The sequence below is a fragment of the Tenacibaculum halocynthiae genome (assembly GCF_964512825.1).
GTDB lineage: Bacteria > Bacteroidota > Bacteroidia > Flavobacteriales > Flavobacteriaceae > Polaribacter > Polaribacter halocynthiae.
The window spans coordinates 124,169-148,981 of sequence record NZ_CAZELG010000012.1 but is presented as its reverse complement, the minus strand read 5'-3'; the positions used below and the strand labels follow the sequence as shown (position 1 = coordinate 148,981).

Below are 24,813 nucleotides of genomic sequence, written 5' to 3'. Positions count from 1 at the left end.
TTATTAATCCAAAAAAATTAAGTTGCAAATTTAAGCTTTTTTAGTTAAAAAATGAGGAGATTTCACCTAATAACGAAAACGATGTAGAAAAGTGAAAAATAAAGTACAAAATCAAATTTAAGAAATTGTAAATTAATTATATTTGCCAAGTAAAATTGTTAAAATTATAATAACACAACAATTAATTTATGGAATCTAAAATAAATGCTTTTATGGATTACGTTAAGGAACGTAATGCGTACGAACCAGAGTTTTTGCAAGCTGTACACGAAGTAGCAGAAACTGTAATTCCGTTTATAGAAAACAATCCAAAATACCAAGGAAAAAAATTATTAGAGCGTATGGTTGAGCCAGAACGTACTTTAATGTTTAGAGTGCCTTGGGTAGATGATAATGGAGAAACTCAAGTAAACAGAGGTTATAGAGTAGAGTTTAACTCTGCAATTGGTCCATATAAAGGAGGGCTACGTTTTCACCCTTCAGTAAACTTATCAATCTTAAAATTTTTAGGATTTGAACAAGTTTTCAAAAACTCATTAACTACATTACCAATGGGTGGTGGAAAAGGTGGATCTGATTTTAACCCTAAAGGGAAGTCAGATAACGAAGTTATGAAGTTTTGTCAATCTTTTATGACTGAATTATCTCGTCATATTGGAGCAAATACTGATGTTCCAGCTGGAGATATTGGTGTTGGAGGAAGAGAAATCGGATTTATGTTTGGTCAATATAAACGTTTGCGTAATGAATTTACTGGTGTTTTAACTGGGAAAGGTGCTTCTTGGGGAGGTTCTTTAATTCGTCCAGAAGCAACTGGTTATGGAGATGTTTATTTCGCTGAAAATATGTTAAACTATAAAGGAGATTCTTTTAAAGGGAAAACAGTAGCAGTTTCAGGTTCTGGAAATGTAGCGCAATATGCAACTGAAAAAGCAACTCAATTGGGTGCTAAAGTTGTTACTTTATCTGATTCTTCAGGATACATTTACGATGAAGAAGGAATAGATGCTGATAAATTAGCATTTGTTATGGAAATCAAAAATGTTCGCCGTGGTAGAATTGGTGAATATGTTGAGAAATATCCATCAGCTAAATTCTTTGCAAAAGAAAGACCTTGGGGTGTTAAATGTGATGTAGCTTTACCATGTGCAACTCAAAATGAGTTAAACGGAGAGGAAGCAAAAGCATTGGTAGCTAATGGGTGTATATGTGTTGCTGAAGGAGCTAATATGCCATCAACACCTGAAGCTATTGAAGTATTTCAAAATGCAAAAATTTTATTTGCACCAGGAAAAGCTTCAAATGCAGGAGGAGTAGCAACATCTGGTTTAGAAATGTCTCAAAACTCATTACGTTTGTCTTGGACACGTGAAGAAGTGGATAGTAAATTACATGGTATTATGAATAGTATTCATGAAGCGTGTGTAAAATACGGAACGCAAGAAGACGGATATGTAGATTACGTTAAAGGAGCTAATGTTGCAGGTTTTGTAAAAGTTGCAGACGCAATGTTAGATCAAGGAGTAGTGTAAGTTTATTTACTACAAATAATATTAAAAAGGCCTTATAGATTTTAATCTGTAAGGCCTTTTTCTGCGAAAGTATTTAGGGGTTATAAAAAAGAACTTGGTTAAGAAAAAAATCAATTTTCACATTCCGTTATAATATGTATCTTTACTGATTAAGAGAAGATTCTGGAGTGGGATTTTATCTAGCTAAAAATCAATAATATAAAGTGTTTTTTGATACTGAAAGTATTCAGGTTTAAAAAGCATTCTAAAAACATACATATAAATTATGAGTTGTAGCGGTTGCTCAACTAACAAAGATGGCGTTCCTAAGGGGTGTAAAAGCAATGGAAATTGCGCTACAGGATCTTGTGGAAGTGGAAATAAACTAGCTGTTTTTGATTGGTTATCGAATATGACTTTGCCAACTGGTGAAGCACCTTTTAATATTTACGAAGTACGTTTTAAAAACGGAAGAAAACATTTTTACAAAAACTTAGAGAAATTAACTATTTCTATGGGTGATATAGTTGCTGTAGAAGGAACTTCAGGACATGATGTCGGAATAGTTTCTTTAGCAGGTGAACTTGTGAAAGTACAAATGAAAAAAAGAAAAATTGAGTCAGATGGTGAAGAGGTAAAAAAAATATATAGAAAAGCTTCTCAAAAAGATATTGATGTTTGGCATAATGCCAGACAAAGAGAACAAGAAACTCAAAGGAAAGGTAGAGAAATCATTAGTAAATTAGGATTGAAAATGAAGTTGTCAGATGTAGAGTATCAAGGAGATGGTACCAAGGCAACCTTTTACTATACTGCTGATGATAGGGTAGATTTTCGTCAATTAATTCGTGATTTGGCAAGTGCTTTTTCTATTAGAGTAGAAATGCGCCAAGTAGGAATGCGTCAAGAAGCTGCCAGATTAGGTGGTATCGGTTCTTGTGGACGAGAGTTGTGTTGTTCAACATGGTTAACTGATTTTAGAAAAGTTAATACAGCTGCAGCACGTTACCAACAGTTATCTTTAAATCCATTAAAATTAGCAGGTCAGTGTGGTAAATTAAAATGTTGTTTAAATTTTGAGTTAGATACTTATCTAGACGCATTAAAAAAGTTTCCTAAACAAGATTTGGTACTTAAAACAGAAAAAGGTGATGCTGTTTTTGTAAAGATGGATATTTTTAAAGGGTTACTTTGGTATACATACAAAGAAGAGAGCTTCAAATGGTATAGAATATCATTAGAGCAAACTCAAGAAATTATCGAGTTAAATGCCAATAATGAATTGGCTTCTCCGTTAGAAGAATATGAATCAGAAATTGTAGAAGAACCAAAAGTTGATTTTGAAAATGTGGTTGGACAAGATAGTTTAACACGTTTTGATGCTCCAAAAAAACCGAGAAGAAATAAAAGAAGAGGCAAAAGAATTAGTAATAATAAGGCAAAAGAGAATAAAACTAATGTGTCTAGGCCAAATAAAACTGTAGCTGATAATCAAAAAACTGATAGCAGAAAACCTAGGTCAAACAGACCTAAAAATAATAATAAGTCAAAAGTAGGGGAGGTAAAACAGAAACCAAATCCAAACCAACAAAAAAGAGCACAAGGTATTAAACCAAAGGGAGAAGTAAAGAAGAATCCAAATCAACAAAAAAGTACTCAAGGGGCTAAACCAAAGGGAGGGGTAAAGAAGAATCCAAACCAGCAAAAAAGTACTCAAGGGGCTAAACCAAAGGGAGAAATAAAAAAGAATCCTAATCAACAAAAAAGAACTCAAGGCCCTAAACCAAAAGGTGAAAATCCTAATCAGCAAAAAAAGACTACAGGTAATAAACCAAATAATCAAAGAAGAAGAAATAATAATAAAAAAGGGAACAATAACGGTAATAAAAATGCTGAAGACAATAAATAAAAGTAGTGTATTGATAATGTTTTTTATAGTAACTTTTTTATTCATTTCGTGTGATAAAAAAAGGGTTTTTGATGAGTATTTACCAATATTAAATCAAAAATGGAGTAAACACAATACATTACAATTTGCTTTTACAGCAACAGACACATTACAAAAACATAATCTTTTTATTAATGTTAGAAATAATAAAGATTATCCTTTTAGTAATTTATTTATAATTGCTCAGATGAGTTTCCCTGACGGAAATGTAATTACTGATACTTTAGAGTACGATATGGCTGATGGAGCTGGGAGGTTTTTAGGAGAAGGTACTTTAGATATTAAAGACAATAAACTTTTTTACAAAGAAAAAATAATATTTCCTGCTAAAGGAACCTATACTTTTAAAGTACGTCAATCTATGAGAAAAAATGGAAATGTTGATGGAATAGAAGAGTTAGATGGGCTTACTCATGTAGGGTTTAGAATTGAAAAAACAGAATAATGACAGAAGAAAAAACAACTAATTTTAGAAAATATATTAAATGGTTTTGGGGAATCATTTTAGGTGGATTTCTTTCTATTTGCTTACTATTTTTATTGGCATCATGGGGAGCTTTTGGACCATTACCATCGTTTGAAGAGTTAGAAAACCCTAAGAGTGATTTAGCTACAGAAGTAATTTCTATTGACGGAAAAACATTAGGGAAATATTATGTAAAAGCTAATAGAACCCCAATTCAATATAAAGATTTACCTCAAAACTTAGTAAAAGCTCTCGTTGCAACTGAAGATGAGCGCTTTTATGAACATTCAGGTATTGATTTTAGAGGATTGGCCAGAGCAGTTTCTAAATTAGGAGCTGGAGGAGGGGCAAGTACTATTACTCAACAACTTGCAAAAAATCTTTTTACAGGAAGAGCTTCAACAAATAAAATTAAAAGGGTTCTTCAAAAACTTAAAGAATGGGTAGTTGCTGTTAAACTTGAACGACAATATACTAAAGAGGAAATTATAACTATGTATTTAAATACGCAAGGATTTCTTTTTAATGCAACAGGTATACGTTCTGCAGCTCGTATTTATTTTGGAAAAGAGCCAAAAGAATTAGATATACAAGAGTCTGCTATTTTAGTAGCAATGCTAAAAAACCCTAGACAGTATAATCCTTACAGAGAACGTTCAAAAAAGAAATCTTTACGACGTAGAAATGTTGTGTTTTCTCAAATGAAAAAAAATGGGTTATTAACTGATAAAGAAAAAGATTCATTACAAAAATTACCATTAAAAATAAGCTTTACACCAGAAAGCCATAGTGATGGTTTAGCTACTTATTTTAGAGAAAATTTGAAACAATTTTTGAAGAGATGGGCAAAGGATAATCCTAAATCAAATGGAGAGTCATACAATATTTATAAAGACGGATTAAAAGTATATGTTACTATCGATTCTCGTATGCAAAAATATGCAGAAGAAGCTTTAACAACACACATGGCAAATTTGCAATCTTTTTTTAATAAAGAGCAAAAGAATAATAAAACAGCTCCTTTTTATGATTTGGAAAAGTCTGAAATAGCTAGTACGATACGAAGAGCTAAGCAAAACTCTAATCGTTATAAAAGAATGAAAGCTGCAGGTAAATCTGAAAAAGAAATAGACAAGGCTTTTAAAACAGAAACAGATATGCGAGTTTTTTCTTGGAAAGGAGATCGTGATACTGTAATGACTCCGTACGATTCAATACGTTATTATAAATATTTTTTGCGTTCTGGTTTAGTATCTATTGAACCACAAACTGGACATATAAAAGCATGGGTTGGAGGGATTAACAATAAATACTTTAAGTATGATGCTGTTCAGCAACAAAAGCGTCAGGTAGGTTCAACCTTTAAGCCTTTTGTATATGCTACAGCTATTAATCAATTAAAAATGTCACCTTGTGATAAGTTGCCAAATACGCCTTATACAATTCCAAAAGAAAAATATGGAATGCCAAAAGATTGGACACCTAAGAACTCAAATGATAAGTACGGTGGTGAATTAACCTTAAGAGACGCATTAGCGCAATCTACCAATGTTGTTACTGCTCAGTTAATAGATAAGGTATCACCAATAAATGTAGCTCGTTTAGCAGCTTCTGCAGGGATTAAATCAAAAATAGAAGCAAATCCCTCAATAGCATTAGGGGCCATTGATTTATCATTAATTGAAATGGTAAGTGCGTATTCAACCTTTGCAAATAAAGGATTACGTGTTAGTCCTATGATGATTACTCGTATAGAAGATAAAAATGGGACAGTTTTACAAGAGTTTGTTCCTGAAACGAAAGAGGTTTTAAGTGAAGAATCTGCATATGTAATTTTAGATTTGATGAAAGGTGTTACCTTATCAGGTTCAGGTGCTAGACTTCGTTCAGCATGGACAAGAAGAAAAGAAGCAACTACAGGTTTTCCATATAAATTTACAAATCCTATTGCTGGAAAAACAGGAACTACTCAAAATCAATCTGATGGATGGTTTATGGGGATTGTTCCAAATTTAGCAACTGGAGTTTGGACTGGTGGAGAAGATAGAGCAATACATTTTTATGGTATTGGTTTAGGTCAAGGTGCAACAATGTCATTACCAACTTGGGGGTTGTTTATGAAAAAGTGTTATGAAGATAAAACACTAAATATAAGTAAAGAAGATTTTGAAAAACCTCCAGGAGAATTAACAATTAATATTAATTGTGAAAAAGAACCAGAAGTAAAAGAAGGAGAAGAAAAGAAAGAGGAAAAAAAGGAAGAAGAGGATACAGATTTTTAAAACAGAAACAAACAACTAATATGATTAATAAAGAAGTAAATAATGTGCAAGAAGCTGTTGATGGTGTAAGCGATGGAATGACATTAATGCTAGGAGGATTTGGATTATGTGGAATTCCGGAAAATGCTATAGCTGAACTTGTACGATTAGGAGTTAAAGAAGTAACCTGTATTTCTAATAATGCTGGTGTTGATGATTTTGGATTAGGATTATTATTACAAAATCGTCAAATAAAAAAAATGATTTCATCGTATGTTGGAGAAAATGATGAGTTTGAACGTCAAATGTTATCAGGTGAATTAGAAGTAGAATTGACTCCTCAAGGAACTTTAGCGGAAAAATGTAGAGCTGCACAAGCAGGATTTCCTGCATTTTATACACCTGCTGGTTATGGTACTGAAGTAGCAGAAGGAAAAGAAACACGTGAGTTTGATGGGAAAATGTATGTGTTAGAACCAGCCTTTAAAGCAGAATATGCTTTTGTAAAAGCATGGAAAGGTGACGCAGCAGGAAATTTAGTATTTAAGGGTACTTCAAGAAACTTTAATCCGAATATGTGTGGTGCAGCTAAGATTACTGTAGCTGAGGTAGAGGAATTAGTTCCAGTTGGTGAGTTAGATCCAAATCAAATTCATATACCTGGAATTTTTGTACAACGTATTTTTCAAGGAGAAAAATATGAAAAGAGAATCGAACAACGCACAGTAAGACAAAGAAACTAATTATGGCTTTAGATAAAAACGGAATAGCAAAACGTATTGCAAAAGAGGTTAAAAACGGATATTACGTAAACTTAGGTATTGGAATACCTACATTAGTTGCCAATTTTGTTAGAGAGGATATAGAAGTAGAATTTCAAAGTGAAAATGGAGTACTAGGTATGGGGCCTTTTCCATTTGAAGGAGAAGAAGATGCTGATATTATTAATGCAGGAAAACAAACAATAACTACTATGCCTGGTGCAAGTTTTTTTGATTCAGCAACAAGTTTTTCAATGATTCGAGGAAAACATGTACATCTTACTATCTTAGGAGCAATGGAAGTAGCTGAGAATGGAGATATTGCCAATTGGAAAATACCTGGGAAAATGGTAAAAGGAATGGGAGGAGCAATGGATTTAGTAGCAAGCGCAGATAATATTATTGTAGCAATGATGCATACTAATAAGCGAGGAGAATCTAAAATCTTAAAAAAATGTTCTTTACCGTTAACTGGAGTTGGTTGTGTTACAAAGGTAGTAACGAACTTAGCAGTTTTAGAAGTAAAAGATAATACATTCCATTTGTTAGAAAGAGCTCCTGAAGTTAGTGTAGAAGAAATCCAAAATGCTACTGAAGGAACATTAGTAATTAATGGAGATGTTCCAGAAATGGAAATTTAAAAATGACATTCATAAAAAAGTTTTATAGAGGAATATATCCCATATTGGCGATTTTGCTTATCCTTATTTTTGATAAAGGTATACAAATAGAACCATCTTGGTTAGGAATAGCAATAGCAGTAGCTTTAGCCTATTTTTTATCACCAAGAAAAAAGATTATTCAAACACAAACAGGAGAAAGAACCCAATTAACTTGGGTTTTTCTTAAAAAACCTATTTTCTTAGATTAATGAAAATAACAAATAAATATATTAAGTTTTTAATTATTTTAAATGGAACATTACTCCCTGTTATTCTAATTTTTCTTTTATTTCAATTAACTAAAGAGTTTTTTCCAAACAATAATAATTTCCCTGATGGGATTATTCTGGGAGAAGAATTAGAAACAGCAAAAAAGGATAGTCTTGTTTTACAAGGGTTAAAATATTATACTCCTATAGATTTATACAATTCTAAAAATAAATACCTTCCAATTTCTTTGTTAACTTATGAAGAAGAAAAGAGGGTGAAAAATTTAGTATCTGTAGCTAATGATATTGGAGACTCTCTTTTAAAATTTGTAAATATTATTTTTGTAGACGAAAACTATCAGGTTATAACTTCTTTATTGAAAAAGAAAGCATCTATCCTTCAAATAAAGCCTCAGAGGAAAAGATATAAATTAGAGAGAGATGAATTAGATAAGACTGTAAAATATATTGCATATTTAATAGCTTTTGAAGACTCAAATAAAGATGGGAAGTTAAATTCTGGAGATAATCATGATTTATATCTTTCAGATTTAAATGGTAAAAATCTTATAAGAATTACAAATAGTATTAATCTTGATAGATTTGAATTTACGAATTCGAACTCTCAAATTTTTATTAAATATACCGATAGAGAAAATATCAGAGAAGAATACAAAAAACAAAAATTTGCTATTTATGATATAGAATCTTCAAAACTTTTAAATATGTCTAGTATTGATAAAGAACTTGATAATTTAGAAAAAATAATTATTGAATAATTTTTAAATGAAAATAATCTCATATAACGTAAACGGAATAAGAGCAGCTTTAAAAAAAGGATTTTTAGAATGGTTACAGCAAGCAAAACCAGATGTAATTTGCATTCAAGAAACTAAAGCACATAAAGAACAATTAGATGTAACCGAATTTGAAAATGCTGGTTATCCATATCATTATTGGTTTTCAGCAGAAAAAAAAGGCTATTCTTCTGTGGCAGTTTTTTGTAAAAAAGAACCTAAACACGTAGAATATGGAACAGGAATTAAAACAATGGATTTTGAAGGTAGAAATCTTAGGGTAGATTATGATGATGTTTCTATTATGAGTATGTATTTACCGTCTGGAACTAATAGCGCTCGTTTAGACTATAAGTTTAATTACATGGATGAGATTTTAGAATATGCTACAGAGTTAAGAAAATCAATTCCTAACTTAATTATTTGTGGTGATTATAATATTTGTCATGAAGCTATAGACATTCATAACCCAAAAATGAAAGGAGTTTCAGGATTTTTACCAGAAGAAAGAGAGTGGTTAGGTAAGTTTATAGACAGCGGTTTTATTGATAGTTTTCGTTTTATGAATCCGGAACGACAAGAATATTCTTGGTGGAGTTATAGAGCAAACTCTAGAGCTAATAACAAAGGTTGGCGATTAGATTATGCTATGGTAACTGAACCTTTAAAGGAAAAAATAACAAGGGCTTATATTTTACCCGAAGCAAAACATTCTGATCACTGTCCTATCGTGGTAGAATTAGATGTGTAATTAAATTTGAACTACCCTTCTTTTTAAAAGAAAAACAATGAAAACGTTACTTAAACTACTATTAGTTTTTACAGGAACAGTTATTGCGCAACAGCCTATTGATAGTATTTATATTCCTGTTGATAGTGTTGAAATAGCTGTTGATTCTATTTTTAGAGCGAAAGATACTACTAAGAACAGACAAATAGATGCCCTTTTTTCTGATGCTGACTTAAAAAAAATTGATAGTTTATTAGTAGAAGAAAAGTTTAATTCTTCATTGTTTGATAGTATCCAATATGTAATAAACGATAAAGATATTATTGGAAATTCAACTAAAATTTTATCAACAGAACTACTTAAAAAGCGATTGGTTGATTTAAATGCGAATACTCCATTTAATTTAGCATATAACCCGTCATTAGACAAGGTTATAAATAGTTATTTAAAGTATAGAAAAAAATACTATCCTGCTTTAATGGCTAAAGCAAAGTATTACTTTCCCATGTTTGAACAATACCTTGATCAGTATGATGTTCCGTTAGAAATGAAATATTTAGCAATAGTTGAATCAGCTCTCCGTCCTAATGCTCGTTCTTATGTTGGTGCAACTGGTTTATGGCAGTTTATGTATGGAACAGGAAAACAATTTGATTTAAAAATAAGTTCATATGTTGATGAGCGACAAGATCCTGTAAAAGCAACTGTTGCGGCATGTAAGTATTTAAGTCAGTTATATAAAATTTTTGGTGATTGGGATTTAGCGTTAGCTGCATATAATTCAGGGCCAGGAAATGTTTCAAAAGCAATAAAACGATCAGGAGGGTATAAAAATTATTGGAATATTAGACCTTTTTTGCCAAGGGAAACTGCGGGGTATGTTCCTGCTTTTTATGCTACAATGTATATTTTTGAATATGCTGAGAAGCATGATTTATATCCAGAAGCTCCCAAAATTTTTCATTTTGAAACTGATACTATTCATGTAAAAAGAACAATAAGTTTTGATCAAATTTCTGAAAAAACAGATATTGATGTTGATTTAATTTCTTTTTTAAATCCTGCATATAAATTAGATATAATACCATTTATAGAAAATAGAAGTTATGCTGTTCGTATTCCACGCAAAGAAATGATAACTTTTTTAGAAAAAGAAAAGGAAATTTATGCATTGGCAGATGAAGATGATAGCAAAAGAGAAAAACCTTTACCGAAGTATTTTGAAATGGATAAGCGTATACGTTATAAAGTACGTAGTGGTGATTATTTAGGTAAAATAGCAAGTAAGTTTGGTGTACGTGTAAAAGATATAAAACGATGGAACGGTATGCGTTCTCATCGTTTAAAAATAGGGCAGCGTTTAAGTATTTATCCTAAAAAATTAGCGATACCTAAAAAGGTTTCAAAAAAACAAAATAAACTTCCAAAAGGGAAGCATGAAGTGTATATTGTAAAAGAAGGAGATTCATTATGGACTATTGCAAAAAAATATCCAAAAATTTCTGTCGAACAAATTAAAAAATGGAATAATATTTGGAGTATAAAAAATCTTAAACCAGGTATGAAGCTAAAAATATTTAAAAGCTAATAGATATGAAAAAAATAATGTCATTTTTAATAGCCGCACTTTTGTTAATTTCTTGCGAAAAAGGAACAAAATCTAGTGTGACATTACCAACATCAATAGGAAACACTAATAAAATATTAGTTGTTGCTAAGGGTAATGAATGGGCAGGTAAAATAGGAGACGAAATACGGACTGTTTTTGGTGAACACCAGGTTGGATTACCACAACCAGAGACGTTACTTTCTGTGAGTCAAATAGATCCTACAGGCTTTAAATCATTTATGAGAAACGGAAAAGCAATCCTTTTTATAAAAAAGGGGCAAAAGGAAAGTGTTACTGTTGAAAAAAACAAATATGCAGCTCCTCAAGTAATCGTTTATGCTACGGCCAAAAATGAAGAAGGAATCGTAAATTTAATAAACAAAAGAGGTAAAGAAATAATTAAAATATTTCAAAAGGAGGATATTAAATTTATTCAAAATATTTTTAAAAAAGAACGTCTTGATGAAACTAAATTTAAAACAACGCAAAATTTAGGTATTTCAATTGATATTCCGAAAAGATTTAAATTGGTAGACGATACTGGAGATTTTTTATGGTTACGTCAGCATTTAAAAAGTGGAATTGCAAGAGGTGATGGAACAAATAATGTTTTAATTTATAGTGTTCCGTTAATTAATGAAGGAAGTGTTGCTGATAATATCACAGAAGTTAGAGATTCTATTGGAAAAAAATATATTCCAGGAAGTAAAGAAGGAATGTATATGATTACTGAACAAGCATACACACCTTTTACTTACAAAGCAGAAATTGATGGAAAAAAGGCATATGAAACTAGAGGGAAATGGGAAGTTAAAAACGATTTCATGGCTGGTCCTTTTTTAAATTATACAGTAGTTGATAAAAAAAATAATAGATTAATAGTTTTTGAAGGGTTTACTTATGCTCCTTCAGTAAATAAAAGAAATTTTCTATTTGAATTAGAGGCGATTGCAAAGTCAATGAAAATAAAATAGAGAATATTACCTAAGAAATAATACAACCAACAGGCTCATTAATTTAATGAGCTTGTTTTTTTTGATGAAATAAAATTATAGAAATGTAAAACATAGACTTTAAGTTTTTAAAACCGTTGGTTTTAATGAATAGATTAAATAAGAAAAGTTATTTTAATTATATTTGATACAATTAACTAAAAACTTAAAGTAATGGAAATAAATTATTTAGCAATTTTAGGTGCAGCTTTTATCCCTATGGTTATAGGCTTTCTTTGGTACGGACCAATGCTCTTTCAAAAGGCATGGATGAAAGAAATGAATTTTACTTTAAAAGATTTAGAAGGAGGCAATATGCTTTTGATATTTGGAGTAAGTTTTGTGTTTAGTATTATGCTTGCTTTTGCAATACAATTCTTGGTTATTCATCAATTAGGTGTATTTTCAACATTAGCAGGTGAACCTGGTTTTATGGAAAAGACTGGAGGAGGTTTTGCTTATTATGAAGAATTTATGAGTAATTTTGGAGATCGTTTTAGAACTTTTAAACATGGTGTGTTGCATGGAGTTATAAGCGGTTTGTTTATTGCTTTGCCTATTATAGGTACAAAAGCATTGTTTGAAAGAAAATCATTTAAATACATAGCTATAAATGTTGGTTATTGGACTATAACGTTAGCGTTAATGGGTGGAATAATTTGTGAATGGGCATAATTTTATAAAAAATAGTCGGCAAATAATATTTAATGAAACTGTTTTCTACTATTGAAAACAGTTTCTGTTTTTTTATATAAAAGAAAACGCTTTTCATTTAGGTGTTTATACTATTTTTAGAATTATAATATTATACTTATGGATAAGGAAAAAATTATAAGCATTATAAACGAGAAATATGCTCCTTTGAATGATGAATGCAAATTAAAATTTGCAAGAAATTCTAAGGTATTAACTTTAAAAAAAGGAGATGTATTAGTAAAAGAAGGACAAAATTCAGATAAAGCGTTCTTTATAGTAAAAGGAAGTGCAAGAGCATATTATTTAAAAGATGGGAAAGACATTACAGATTGGTTTGCTTTTGAAAATGATTTTATATGTGCTATTAATAGTTTTTTTCAAAAAATACCAAGTCCACACTATATAGAAGTTTTAGAAGAAACGCTACTGCTTGAAACTTCAAGAGATAATATAATGAAATTATCAAATGAGTATCATGCTTTTGAAAAATTAACTAATAAAGTAGCCACAAAAACAATGTTAAAACTTCAGGCTAGAATTGTATCTATGCAATTTCAATCAGCCGAACAAAAATATCAAAATATTCTATTAGCCTATCCACAAATTACCCAAAGAGTGCCTTTAACACATATAGCATCATTTATTGGAATTACTCTTGAAACATTAAGTAGAATTAGAAAGTTGCATAGCCGAATTTGATATAAATCAAATGATAATTCATAAAATGAATAGACCTTTGTAAAAAAAGTAAGGTGAAACAAATTCATTTTATATCAGGAATAGTAATAACTGTTTTCATAAGCCTCCATCTATATAATCATTTTTACAGTTTGGTAGGGATAGAAAAACATATTGACGTTATGGATACACTTCGTATGTTTTATAGAAATCTGTTTTTTGAAATATTGTTATTGTTTTCAATCTTAATTCAGATTGTATCTGGAGTGAAACTCTTTTTGATTAAAATAAATAGTGCAAAGAATTTTTTTGAAAAACTCCAGTTATGGAGTGGCCTTTATATAGCTTTTTTCTTAGTTATTCATCTTAGTGCTGTTTTTGTAGGTAGACTGTTTTTAAAATTAGATACTAATATTTTTTTCGGAGTAGCTGGATTAAATACGTTTCCTTTTTTTTTGTTTTTTATCCCATATTATGGGTTAGCTATTATTTCTTTTTTTGGTCACTTAGCATCAATACATAGTATGAAAATGAACAAAAACATGTTAGAAACTAGTCCTACTAAACAAGGATATATAATTTTATTTCTTGGAGTGTTGTTTTCTATCGTAATACTTTATGGATTAACAGATGGTTTCAAAGGGATTGAAATTCCAAAAGAATATAATGTTTTAATAGGTAAATAAAATATAAATGGATTTAACTACAAATTGGGGAAAAATAAGAAATCATTTTAATAAAAGTTTTCGTTCAAATTTTCATGTTTCAATTGCATCAATAACTTCAGACGGTAACCCAACTGTAACACCAATTGGTTCTATGTTTTTGAATGATAATCAAGCTGGTTTTTATTTTGAAAAGTTTACATCTAAGTTACAAGAAAGCAAAAAAAAGAATATTTGTGTTTTAGGAGTTAACAGTCGTAGTTTTTTTTGGATATCCTCTTTATTTAAAGAAAGGTTTTCTACAAGCCCAGGAATTAAACTTTATGGTGAATTAGGAGAAAAACGTAAAGCAACACCTAAAGAAATAGCTAGGTTAAATAGAAGAATGAAATTAACCAAAGGTTTAAAAGGGAATACTTATTTATGGAAAAGTATGGAATACGTACGTGAAATTAAATTTACAAGAGCAGAGAAAATAAATTTGGGAAAAATGACTAAAAATATATAAATGAACAACTATTTATTTATAGCAGGTATCTTATCTTTTCTTTTAGGAGTAATCCATTCGGTTTTAGGTGAATATTTAATTTTTAAAAAGAAAAGAATAAAAAAAGAAATAGTTCCTTCAAAAGATAGTTTAGAATTAAGAGAAAGGCACTTAAGAATTTTATGGTCTACATGGCATTTAGCATCAGTATTTGGGTGGTGTATTGCTGGGCTATTAATAAAAATATCATTAATAGAAAACTTTCAAGAAATTGAACTAGTTAATTTTATATTAGAACTAATTAGCTCTACCATGTTTTTTGGAGCAATTTTGGTTTTGATTGGAACAAAAGGGAAACATCCTGGTTGGTTTATACTATTGTTAATAGGGTTTTTAATTGTTGTTTCTTGTAAAATAATGTAAATTTTATTTTATAAGTATAAATATAAGAAAAGTGTCAATAGTAATATTGATACTTTTTTTATGTAACGAAATAGGTAAAAACTATACATATAAGTGTCAACTAAATAATTAACCAAAATGATTACACGCTTTTTAAATTTAGAATGGAAACAATATTTTCGTTCATCATATTGGCAAAGGAGTATTGGAATTAAAATTTTATTAGGTTTTTTTGCTTTATATTTTGTTATAATGTTTCTGTTCTTAGGGGTAGGGATATTTCCTGCGTTAAAAAAAATGTTCCCTGATAAGGATCCTTTTATAATAGTTAACGGATTTCTGTTTTTTTGGATTATGGGTGATTTAATTGCTCGTTTTTTTCTTCAAAAACTACCAGTTATGACAATAAAACCACTGCTAACTTTACCTGTGAAAAAGAATAAAATTATTAATTACGTTTTAGGTAAGTCTGCTGCGTCATTTTTTAATTTTTTACCACTATTTGCAATTATTCCTTTTGGTGTTGTTTTATTAACAAAAGGATATGATACAGTTCAAATTTCTATATGGATGACAACTATGATAATAGTGGTTCTAATCATTAATTTTTTGAATTTTGTAATAGAAAATGCAAGTGCTAAAAGTGATTTGTCTTTTTTACCGTTGATAGTTATTGCTTCAGGACTATTTGCTTTAGATTATTTTAATATAGTTTCTTTCTCTAACTTGGTTTCAAAAGGAATTTTAGGGATATCAAACAATCCAATTTTAATTTCTATACCTCTTTTACTGTTGGTTGGTTTATACTATGCAAATTATTTAATTTTAAAAAGTAATTTGTTTCTAGATTCTGCGGTACAAAATAAAGTAGAAGAAGCTAAAACTTCAGATTATACTTGGACAGAGCGTTTTGGAGATATAGCTCCTTTTATGCAATTAGACTTAAAACTAATTATGCGTAATAAAAGAACAAAATCTACTCTTTGGATGTTAATAATTGGGCTTTTGTACGGGTTGTTTTTTTATCCTCAACCACAATATGCAGATAAAGAATTTTTCTTTGCATTTATAGGAATATTTACAACAGGTATTTTTTTAATAAACTTTGGGCAATTTATTCCGGCTTGGGATAGTGGATATTATAAAATGATTATGAGTCAAAATTTTAAATATGAACGATATTTAAAATCTAAGTTTATGTTAATGAGTATGAGTGTAATTATTCTTTTTTTATTAGGAATACCTTATGTTTATTTTGGATGGAAAATTTTATTAGCTCATTTTGCAGCTGCCATTTATAATATTGGTGTTAATACACACGTAATTATGTATGGAGGTACATTTAATCGTAAGAAAATTAATTTAGACGAAAAAGCTGCATTTAATTATCAAGGAACTGGAGCAGTTCAATGGATAATAGGTATCCCATTAATGCTTATTCCAATGGGGATATTTGGTCTTGTAAGTTGGTTGGTAAATTTTGAAATAGCTATAATCTCATTAATTTTTTTAGGGCTTTTAGGTATTGTATTTCACCAAAAAATTATGAAAGCTATTACTAGAAAATACATAGCTAATAAGTACGCTATGATACACGCATTTGATCAAGAAAACTAATCAGAAAACATTATGATACAAGTAACAAAACTTACTAAAAAATACGGGAACGCTCAAGTTTTAAGTATAGAAGAATTACAAATTCCAACAGGACAATCATTTGGTTTAGTTGGTAACAATGGAGCAGGTAAAACAACATATTTTAACATACTTTTAGATTTAATTCGACCAACAACGGGTGAAATATCTAATAATAATGTGTTAGTTAATAAAAGTGAAGATTGGAAAACATTTACAGGTTCATTTATAGATGAAAGTTTTTTAATAGGGTATTTAACACCTCAAGAATATTTTGAATTTGTTGGCGATTTAAGAGGAATGAATAAAGCAGATGTTAAAAGCTATTTAAGTCAATTTGAAGACTTTTTTAATGATGAAATTTTAGGAAAGAAAAAGTACTTAAGAGATTTAAGTAAAGGGAATCAGAAAAAAGTTGGAATTATAGCAGCAATGATGGGGAACCCACAAGTAGTTGTTTTAGATGAGCCTTTTGCTAATTTAGATCCAACGACACAGATTAGATTAAAAACAATCATTAAAAAACTTACTGAGAACAAAGAAGTTACAGTGTTGATATCTAGTCATGATTTAAGTCACGTAACAGAAGTTTGTGAGCGAATAGTTGTACTAGATAAAGGAAATGTTGTAAAAGATTTAAATACATCAACAGAAACTTTGAAAGAATTGGAGAGCTATTTTTCAGCATAATATAAAAATTACCATTTTATTACTATTTTTACGCATTTACACAATAACTTAAAGGTATAGTTGTTGTTAAAGTAAATGCGTATTTTTTTATGAAAAAACTATCCAATATATTAGTTTTCAGTATTGTTCTAACTATCATAGTATCATGTAGTGTGAAAAAGAATTCTATTATAAGTCGAAACTTCCATGCATTAACTACCAAATATAATGTGCTGTTCAATGGAGAGCAAGCATATTTAAAAGGGCTTAAAGAGATTGAAGACAAGCATAAAGATAACTTCTGGAAGCGATTAGCTATTGAACCAATTACGTTTAATGATAGAAAAATACAACAAGTATCATTAAAACCAGGTAGTGGTTTTGGAAATGATGATGCGGTAGAAGAAAATAAAAACCTTACTAATTTTGATAAGGCAGAAGAAAAGGCTGTAAAAGCAATTCAAAAACATTCGATGAATATTAATGGGTATGAAAAAAATCGTCAAATAGATGATGCCTATTTATTACTAGGGAAAGCAAGGTATTATACGCAACGTTTCATTCCTGCAATAGAGTCTTTCAATTATGTAATTGCAAACTATCCAAATGCTAATCTAATAAATGAAACTAAAATTTGGAGAGCTAAAACTAACATTCGTTTAGACAATGAAAAGCTAGCAATAGAATCATTAAAATTTTTATTAGAAGTTCAAGAAAATGAAAAAGAACTTCCTGATGAAATAAGAGAACAAGCACATACAGCTATGGCTATGGCTTATGAAAAAACAGATACAATTCAAAAAGTAATTGAGCATTTAACAAAGGCAGTTACAATATTTAAAAATAAAGAACAGTCAGCTAGAAATATGTTTGTTCTAGGACAGATTTATAGTGAATTAGATAGGAAAGATTCAGCTAGAATGGTATTTAAAAAATTAGCTGATTATAAAAAAGCACCTTATAAATATAGAATAAGAGCAAATGTTGAATTAGCCAAAAATACAGCAAATGATTCATCATCAGTGCTGGTGTTGAGTAGATTAAAAAAATTAATTAAAAATACAGATAATCGTAAGTTTTTAAATGTATTATACTACCAAGCAGGAGTTTTAGAAGTTGGTAGAAATAAAACACAGAATGCTATAAATTACTTTAAAAAGTCACTAGCAGCTAAAAATAATGATGATTATCAAAAAACATATACATATGAACAACTGGGGAATATCGCATTTAACAAGCAAAAATATGTTTCCGCAGGAGCTTATTATGATAGTGTTTTAACTGTTACATCTAAAGAGTTCGATCAAGAAAAAAGAATACGAAGAATACGTAGAAAAAATAAAGGATTAACAACCCTTAGGAAGTTTGAAGAAACTGTAAAAACAAACGATAGTGTTTTGAACCTTGTAGCGATGAGTAAAGATGAACAAGTTTTGTTTTTTGAAAAGTATATTGAAAAAATAAAAAAAGAAGATGAAGAGAATAAACAACAAATGTTGAATTCTCAAAACTTTGGTAGCTCATTTGGAGGTATTGGAGCCAATAATAGTGGTAAAAAAGGGAAATGGTATTTTTATAATACACAAAGTGTAGCGTTTGGTAAAGTAGCTTTTGAAAGAGTATGGGGAAATAGAGTTTTAGAAGATAATTGGAGGTTGTCAGACAAAAATTCACTTTTAGGTGAAGAAGAAAGCTCTGAAAATGATTCTCCTACAGAGGTGAAAGTTGATCCAAGATATGAACTATCAACGTATATTGATGCTATTCCTAAAGAATCAAAGGATATTGATAAACTAAGTGATGATCGTAATGAAGCATTATATCAACTAGGCTTAATTTATAAAGAACAATTTAAAAATTCTGAGTTAGCAATAAAAAACCTTGAAAAGTTAAAGAAACTTAGAAAAGATGATAAAATGGAGTTAGCAATTAGCTACCATTTATATCAGGTTTATAGCCAGATAAATGATCAAGAGAAAGCAGATTACAACAAGAATATTGTGTTAAACAAGTACCCTGAAACTAAATTTGCACAAGTAATAAAATCTCCAAACAAAAAATTAATTGAAAATAAAAAAGAAGATCAAGTTGTAAAAAAGTATAAAGAAATTTATTATTTGTACAAAGAAAATAAATTTGAAGAAACTGTAGTTGAAATCGATAAGTTTTCTTCATCAATTCAAAATTCAAATTTAATTCCTAAATTAGCACTCCTAAAAGCCTTGTCAATAGGTAAGTATCAAGATAAAGTAGCTTATGCTAAAGCTTTAGAGTTTGTGTCTTTAAGTTATGCAAATACTATTGAAGGAAAAAAGGCAAAAGAGATCATGAAAAAACTGAAAAAAATAAAATAACCTTATTAAAACTCCCCTTAAATATGTTTAGTAAAGAAAGTAAAAAAACGAATGTTAAATCTGTCTCAGAAAGAAATGTAATTGGAAAAAACACAAAAATAACTGGTGATATTATTTCTGAAGGTGATTTTAGAATTGATGGTACTTTAGAAGGTAACATTGAAACTAAAGGAAGAATTATTATTGGTGAAACAGGTTTCATTAAAGGAAAAGCTGAATGTACTAATGCAGATGTTGAAGGGAAATTTTCAGGAGATTTACAAGTTTCAAATACGTTAACCGTAAAAACGTCAGCTAATATTACCGGAGATGTAGTTATAGGCAAGTTATCAGTAGAGCCAGGAGCTACATTCAATGCAACATGTTCTATGAAAGGAGCAATAAAAGAATTGAAGAAAGATGGGCAAAAACGTGCCGAAAAAACCGCTTAACAAATACATTCGGTTTACCACTATTGCTTTTCAAATGGGTTTAACCATTTATTTAGGAAACTTACTAGGTGAATGGTTAGATACCAAATATTCAAATGAAGGAGGCTTATATGCTAAAATATGTACATTAGTGGCCGTTTTTTTAGCAATGTTCTCCGTTATTCAACAAGTTACAAAAATTTCAAAAAACAATGATTAAACGAATTTTGTTTTTTCTTGCTGCAGTACTTATAGTTTTAGCAGTAAGTTATTTTCCGCATAATTATGTTATAATAGCAAAAGAAATTCAATTATCATTCTCATTACTAGGAGTATATTTGTTTCATGTGGTATCAGCAACTATAGTGTATCTTATAGTTGAATTTGTGGCAGATAAAATGCCCAATCAAGCAGGTTATGCATACTTAGCTTCCATATTTTTAAAAATCGGATTTTTCGTGTTAGTTTTTCAAGCTTCAGTTTTTACAAATGAACAACTTACTAAGCCAGAAAGGTTTTCATTAGTAATTCCGTTGTTTTTGTTTTTAATTCTTGAAGCAATTGCTGTTTCAAAACTATTGAACAGCAAATAGTTTGCTAGTTTTTACTAGAAATAAATCTCATGAAAACATTCTCATAAAAACTAAATAAAAAAACGGTTTGTAGTTTTAATTAATTGTTTACCTTTGCACGGAAATTTAGAGACCACAACCCTATATTTAAAAAGGTATGATGATAGCAAAAAAATCTATCAAATTTTTAACAGTTTTAGCATTGGTTTTCACTTCTTTTGGAGTGTTTGCTGGTGGAGGAGATAAGAAATCTTCCGAAAACGACGGTGGAAAAGTAGACACCAAAGAAGAAATTAAAAACTACATCAAGCATCACTTAGCGGATTCACATGATTTTTCATTGTTTTCTTATTCAAACGATGCAGGTGAAAGAAAGCATGTAGGCTTTCCTTTACCAGTGATTGTTTGGACTAGTAAAGGTTTGAAAACATTTATGTCGTCAAAATTTCATCATAATGATGATGGTAAGTTAGTTGTTGATGCTGGAGGTGTTAAGTTAACTAAAATTCATAGTAAAATTTATGAGTTAGATGCTAACGCTACAACAGTTGCTTTTGATGAAACTCATCATGCAACTAATGCACACAAGGTGTTAGATTTATCTATAACAAAAAGTGTTTTTGGAATTTTATTAGCAGGATTGTTAATGTTTTTAGGTTTTGGTTCGTTAGCTAAAGGGTATAAAAAAGGAGCGATTCCTACTGGAGTTGGTCGTGTTTTAGAACCATTGGTTTTATACGTAAGAGATGAAATAGCAAGGCCAAATATTGGAGAAAAAAAATATAAAAGATTTATGCCATATTTATTAACGGTGTTTTTCTTTATTTGGATATTAAACTTATTAGGATTAACACCATTAGGTTTTAATGTTACAGGTCAAATTGCAGTAACTGTATGTTTAGCATTGTTTACTTTAGTAGTTTATATAACTAACGGATCGAAAGATTTTTGGGCGCATACTTTATGGATGCCAGGTGTTCCAAAGATTTTAAGACCAGTATTAGCTGTTTTAGAATTAGCAGGGTTTTTACTAATCAAACCATTTTCATTATTAGTACGTTTGTTTGCAAATATTACAGCAGGTCACTCAGTAGTAATGGGTATTGCAGCACTTATGGTGTTGTTGAAAACTGAATTTGGAACAGTAGGTGCAACAGGTATTTCATTTTTGTTAACTATGTTTTTAACAATTATTGAATTATTAGTAGCTTTTTTACAAGCATTTATTTTTACAATGCTTTCTGCTTTGTTTATTGGAATGGCAGTAGAAGAGCATGATCATGCACATGATCACTAAGAATTATTATAGAGTAGAATAAGAATTTGTTTAATTTAATATAAATCAATTAGTATGTACAATTTAATTGGAGCAGGATTAATCGTAATCGGTGGAGGAATCGGATTAGGTCAAATTGGAGGAAAAGCAATGGAAGGAATTGCTCGTCAACCTGAGGCTGCTGGTAAAATCCAAACAGCGATGATCATTATCGGAGCATTATTAGAAGGATTAGCATTTGGTGCTTTACTTTTAGGAAAATAATTCCGAAACAAAAACAACGAAAACATTTTCTGCAACGGTTGGTTGCAGAAATGTTTTTAAAATTAAACAACAAAAAGACAATAATTAAGTATTATGGATATTTTTAATGATTTTTCGATAGGATTATTTGCAATGCAATTAACTATCTTAATTCTATTATTATTTTTATTAGCAAAGTTTGCATGGAAACCTATTTTAAATTCTTTAGATGAAAGAGAAGAAGGTATTCAAAATGCATTAGATCAAGCAGAGAATGCTCGTAAAGAAATGCAAAACTTGCAAGCTGATAATGAAAAGATGATAAAAGAAGCACGTGCAGAGAGAGATGCAATGATGAAAGATGCTCGTGAAATTAAAGATAACATTATAGCAGAAGCAAAAGAAGAAGCACAAGAACAAGCTTCTATCATGATTGAAAATGCTAAAGCAACTATTAAGCAAGAACAACAAGCAGCTGTTGCTGAGTTAAAAAAGAATGTTGCTGAATTATCTATAGGTATAGCACAATCTGTTGTTAAAAAAGAATTAGCTTCACAAGACGAACAATTAAAACTTGTTGAAGGAATGTTACAAGACGTTACTTTAAACTAATTAATCGATGAAAGGAGCAAGACCAGCATTACGTTATGCAAAAGCAGTTTTAAATTTAGCTAAAGAATCAGGTAATGATGCTTTAGTAAATGAAAACATGCAGCTAATCGTAAATACTATTGCTGAAAGTGATGATTTAGAGACAATGTTAAAAAGTCCAATAATCAAAGCTAAGGATAAGCAAAAAGTTTTAGTTGCGCTTTTTGGTGATAAAGTAGATACTATAGTAAAAGGTTTGTTTAATTTATTAGAAGAGAACAAACGTATGCTTATGTTAGAACCAATAGCTAAGCAATACACTATTATTTATGATTATCATAAAAGTATGCAAGTTGCTAAAGTTACTACTGCAGTAGCTTTAACTAAAGAGTTAGAAGATAAAATACAAGCAAAAATTGTTGACCTAACAGGTAACAGTGCTAGTATAGAAAATATAGTAAATCCATCTATTTTAGGAGGGTTTATTTTACGTGTTGGAGATGTGCAGTATGATGCAAGTATTTCTAATCAATTTAATGAATTAAGGAGAGAATTTGACAACAGTCATTATATTCCAAAAATTTAATTTTACGTCAAAAGATATAAGATGGCAGCAATTAAACCAGCTGAAGTATCAGCAATTTTAAAGGAACAATTAACAAATTTCGAAGCGAAAGCTTCGTTAAATGAAGTAGGAACTGTATTACAAGTAGGTGATGGTATTGCTCGTGTTTACGGTTTATCAAATGTACAATACGGTGAATTAGTTGAATTCGATAACGGATTAGAAGGTATCGTATTAAACTTAGAAGAAGATAATGCAGGTGTTGTATTATTAGGTGCTTCTACATCTGTAAGAGAAGGTTCTACTGTAAAACGTACTGAAAGAATTGCTTCTTTAAGAGCTGGAGAAGGAATTGTAGGACGTGTTGTAAACACTTTAGGTCAACCAATTGATGGTAAAGGACCAATTGAGGGTGATACTTTCGAAATGCCTTTAGAGCGTAGAGCTCCTGGTGTTATTTATCGTGAGCCTGTAACTGAACCTATGCAAACTGGTATCAAGTCTATTGATGCAATGATTCCTGTAGGACGTGGTCAACGTGAGTTAATTATTGGTGACCGTCAAACTGGTAAATCAACAGTTGCTATTGATACTATCTTAAATCAAAAAGAATTTTATGATGCAGGGCAACCAGTGTACTGTATCTATGTAGCTATTGGTCAAAAAGCTTCAACTGTAGCGGCTATTGCTAACATGTTAGAAGAAAAAGGTGCTTTAGCATATACAACAATTGTTGCTGCAAATGCATCTGATCCTGCTCCAATGCAGGTATATGCACCTTTCGCAGGAGCTGCAATTGGTGAGTACTTCCGTGATACTGGTAGACCAGCATTAATTGTTTATGATGATTTATCTAAACAAGCAGTTGCTTACCGTGAGGTATCTTTATTATTAAGAAGACCTCCAGGACGTGAAGCATATCCAGGAGATGTATTTTACTTACACTCAAGATTATTAGAGCGTGCTGCAAAAGTGATCAATGATGATAAAATTGCAAGTGAAATGAATGATTTACCTGATTCTTTAAAAGGAATTGTAAAAGGTGGAGGTTCTTTAACTGCATTACCTATTATTGAAACACAAGCAGGTGACGTTTCAGCATATATCCCAACAAACGTAATTTCTATTACTGATGGGCAAATATTCTTAGAGTCTGATTTATTTAACTCAGGTGTACGTCCAGCAATTAACGTTGGTATTTCTGTATCACGTGTTGGTGGTAATGCTCAAATTAAATCTATGAAAAAAGTATCTGGTACTTTAAAATTAGATCAAGCTCAATACCGTGAATTAGAAGCATTTGCTAAGTTTGGATCTGATTTAGATGCAGCTACAATGAATGTGATTTCTAAAGGACAACGTAATGTAGAAATTTTAAAACAAGCTCAAAACGATCCTTTTACTGTTGAAGATCAAGTAGCAATCATTTATGCAGGTTCTAAAAACTTGTTAAAAGATGTGCCAGTTAAGAAAGTAAAAGAATTTGAGAAAGATTATATAGAGTACTTAAATGCTAAGCATAGAGATACTTTAGATACATTAAAAGCAGGTAAATTAACTGATGAAGTAATTGATACTTTAACAGCAGCTGCTAAAGAGATTTCAGCTAAATTTTCAGCTTAAT

General features: G+C 30.2%; 27 protein-coding genes. All 27 read left to right on the top strand.

The features are described from left to right. Nucleotides 1-188 precede the first annotated feature (188 nt). The 27 genes from gdhA (at nt 189) to atpA (ending at nt 24,812) form a co-directional block, all read left to right on the top strand. Nucleotides 189-1,532 (top strand): NADP-specific glutamate dehydrogenase, encoded by a 1,344-nt coding sequence (gene gdhA / locus ACKTTQ_RS04060; protein ID WP_113786198.1) that lies wholly within the window; start codon nt 189-191, stop codon nt 1,530-1,532. Between the two features lie 265 nt (nt 1,533-1,797). Further along, the gene (gene ricT / locus ACKTTQ_RS04055; RefSeq protein ID WP_408048469.1) at nt 1,798-3,420 is read left to right on the top strand and encodes a regulatory iron-sulfur-containing complex subunit RicT; all 1,623 of its coding nucleotides are present in this window, start codon (nt 1,798-1,800) and stop codon (nt 3,418-3,420) included. Continuing rightward, nucleotides 3,401-3,904 (top strand): gliding motility lipoprotein GldH, encoded by a 504-nt coding sequence (locus tag ACKTTQ_RS04050; RefSeq protein ID WP_408048468.1) that lies wholly within the window; start codon nt 3,401-3,403, stop codon nt 3,902-3,904. The genes ricT and ACKTTQ_RS04050 overlap by 20 nt, the downstream gene beginning before the upstream one ends. Next, nucleotides 3,904-6,207, top strand: a complete 2,304-nt coding sequence (locus ACKTTQ_RS04045; protein ID WP_408048467.1) for a penicillin-binding protein 1A — start codon at nt 3,904-3,906, stop codon at nt 6,205-6,207. Before ACKTTQ_RS04050 ends, ACKTTQ_RS04045 begins: the two co-directional genes overlap by 1 nt. Before the next feature lie 20 nt (nt 6,208-6,227). Beyond that, a complete protein-coding gene (locus tag ACKTTQ_RS04040; RefSeq protein ID WP_093869620.1) occupies nt 6,228-6,929 on the top strand; it encodes a CoA transferase subunit A in 702 nt (233 codons plus the stop codon). A gap of 2 nt (nt 6,930-6,931) precedes the next feature. Next, nucleotides 6,932-7,588: a 3-oxoacid CoA-transferase subunit B gene (locus ACKTTQ_RS04035; protein ID WP_408048466.1), complete on the top strand. Its 657-nt coding sequence runs from the start codon at nt 6,932-6,934 to the stop codon at nt 7,586-7,588. 2 nt (nt 7,589-7,590) lie between these two features. Beyond that, nucleotides 7,591-7,818, top strand: a complete 228-nt coding sequence (locus tag ACKTTQ_RS04030) for a hypothetical protein (protein ID WP_093869622.1) — start codon at nt 7,591-7,593, stop codon at nt 7,816-7,818. Further along, a complete protein-coding gene (locus ACKTTQ_RS04025) occupies nt 7,818-8,597 on the top strand; it encodes a hypothetical protein (protein ID WP_093869623.1) in 780 nt (259 codons plus the stop codon). The genes ACKTTQ_RS04030 and ACKTTQ_RS04025 overlap by 1 nt, the downstream gene beginning before the upstream one ends. 7 nt (nt 8,598-8,604) lie before the next feature. Then, nucleotides 8,605-9,366, top strand: coding sequence for an exodeoxyribonuclease III (locus ACKTTQ_RS04020; protein ID WP_408048465.1), 762 nt, complete (start codon nt 8,605-8,607; stop codon nt 9,364-9,366). Between the two features lie 37 nt (nt 9,367-9,403). Further along, nucleotides 9,404-10,933, top strand: a complete 1,530-nt coding sequence (locus ACKTTQ_RS04015; protein WP_408048464.1) for a lytic transglycosylase domain-containing protein — start codon at nt 9,404-9,406, stop codon at nt 10,931-10,933. 5 nt (nt 10,934-10,938) lie between these two features. Beyond that, on the top strand, nt 10,939-11,928 hold the full coding sequence (locus ACKTTQ_RS04010; RefSeq protein ID WP_093869626.1) for a DUF4837 family protein: 990 nt from the start codon (nt 10,939-10,941) through the stop codon (nt 11,926-11,928). A gap of 192 nt (nt 11,929-12,120) precedes the next feature. Then, on the top strand, nt 12,121-12,621 hold the full coding sequence (locus ACKTTQ_RS04005) for a DUF1761 domain-containing protein (RefSeq protein WP_093869627.1): 501 nt from the start codon (nt 12,121-12,123) through the stop codon (nt 12,619-12,621). A 138-nt stretch (nt 12,622-12,759) separates the two neighbouring features. After that, nucleotides 12,760-13,341: a Crp/Fnr family transcriptional regulator gene (locus ACKTTQ_RS04000; RefSeq protein WP_299133028.1), complete on the top strand. Its 582-nt coding sequence runs from the start codon at nt 12,760-12,762 to the stop codon at nt 13,339-13,341. A gap of 53 nt (nt 13,342-13,394) precedes the next feature. Further along, nucleotides 13,395-14,006, top strand: coding sequence for a hypothetical protein (locus tag ACKTTQ_RS03995; protein WP_408048463.1), 612 nt, complete (start codon nt 13,395-13,397; stop codon nt 14,004-14,006). Between the two features lie 7 nt (nt 14,007-14,013). Next, nucleotides 14,014-14,493, top strand: coding sequence for a hypothetical protein (locus ACKTTQ_RS03990; protein ID WP_408048462.1), 480 nt, complete (start codon nt 14,014-14,016; stop codon nt 14,491-14,493). Continuing rightward, entirely contained in the window at nt 14,494-14,895 is a 402-nt protein-coding gene (locus ACKTTQ_RS03985; protein WP_299133032.1) for a hypothetical protein, read from the top strand. A 117-nt stretch (nt 14,896-15,012) separates the two neighbouring features. Beyond that, complete coding sequence (locus ACKTTQ_RS03980) at nt 15,013-16,491, top strand: DUF5687 family protein (protein WP_093869633.1); 1,479 nt, start codon at nt 15,013-15,015, stop codon at nt 16,489-16,491. Between the two features lie 12 nt (nt 16,492-16,503). Continuing rightward, complete coding sequence (locus ACKTTQ_RS03975) at nt 16,504-17,199, top strand: ABC transporter ATP-binding protein (RefSeq protein WP_093869634.1); 696 nt, start codon at nt 16,504-16,506, stop codon at nt 17,197-17,199. Nucleotides 17,200-17,288: 89 nt separating this feature from the next. Continuing rightward, nucleotides 17,289-19,532, top strand: coding sequence for a type IX secretion system periplasmic lipoprotein PorW/SprE (porW, locus tag ACKTTQ_RS03970; RefSeq protein ID WP_299133037.1), 2,244 nt, complete (start codon nt 17,289-17,291; stop codon nt 19,530-19,532). A 23-nt stretch (nt 19,533-19,555) separates the two neighbouring features. Continuing rightward, the gene (locus tag ACKTTQ_RS03965; RefSeq protein ID WP_093869636.1) at nt 19,556-19,963 is read left to right on the top strand and encodes a bactofilin family protein; all 408 of its coding nucleotides are present in this window, start codon (nt 19,556-19,558) and stop codon (nt 19,961-19,963) included. After that, a complete protein-coding gene (locus tag ACKTTQ_RS03960) occupies nt 19,932-20,162 on the top strand; it encodes an AtpZ/AtpI family protein (protein WP_093869637.1) in 231 nt (76 codons plus the stop codon). The genes ACKTTQ_RS03965 and ACKTTQ_RS03960 overlap by 32 nt, the downstream gene beginning before the upstream one ends. Then, nucleotides 20,155-20,535: a DUF6168 family protein gene (locus tag ACKTTQ_RS03955; protein WP_199488190.1), complete on the top strand. Its 381-nt coding sequence runs from the start codon at nt 20,155-20,157 to the stop codon at nt 20,533-20,535. The genes ACKTTQ_RS03960 and ACKTTQ_RS03955 overlap by 8 nt, the downstream gene beginning before the upstream one ends. A 136-nt stretch (nt 20,536-20,671) precedes the next feature. Continuing rightward, nucleotides 20,672-21,811, top strand: coding sequence for a F0F1 ATP synthase subunit A (gene atpB, locus ACKTTQ_RS03950; protein ID WP_113786184.1), 1,140 nt, complete (start codon nt 20,672-20,674; stop codon nt 21,809-21,811). A gap of 54 nt (nt 21,812-21,865) precedes the next feature. Continuing rightward, the gene (atpE, locus tag ACKTTQ_RS03945; RefSeq protein WP_053973883.1) at nt 21,866-22,054 is read left to right on the top strand and encodes an ATP synthase F0 subunit C; all 189 of its coding nucleotides are present in this window, start codon (nt 21,866-21,868) and stop codon (nt 22,052-22,054) included. A gap of 93 nt (nt 22,055-22,147) precedes the next feature. Beyond that, nucleotides 22,148-22,645, top strand: a complete 498-nt coding sequence (locus tag ACKTTQ_RS03940; protein ID WP_093869639.1) for a F0F1 ATP synthase subunit B — start codon at nt 22,148-22,150, stop codon at nt 22,643-22,645. 7 nt (nt 22,646-22,652) lie between these two features. After that, the gene (gene atpH / locus ACKTTQ_RS03935; protein ID WP_093869640.1) at nt 22,653-23,210 is read left to right on the top strand and encodes an ATP synthase F1 subunit delta; all 558 of its coding nucleotides are present in this window, start codon (nt 22,653-22,655) and stop codon (nt 23,208-23,210) included. A 21-nt stretch (nt 23,211-23,231) separates the two neighbouring features. Then, complete coding sequence (atpA, locus tag ACKTTQ_RS03930) at nt 23,232-24,812, top strand: F0F1 ATP synthase subunit alpha (RefSeq protein ID WP_093869641.1); 1,581 nt, start codon at nt 23,232-23,234, stop codon at nt 24,810-24,812. The last annotated feature ends 1 nt before the right edge of the window (nt 24,813 follow it).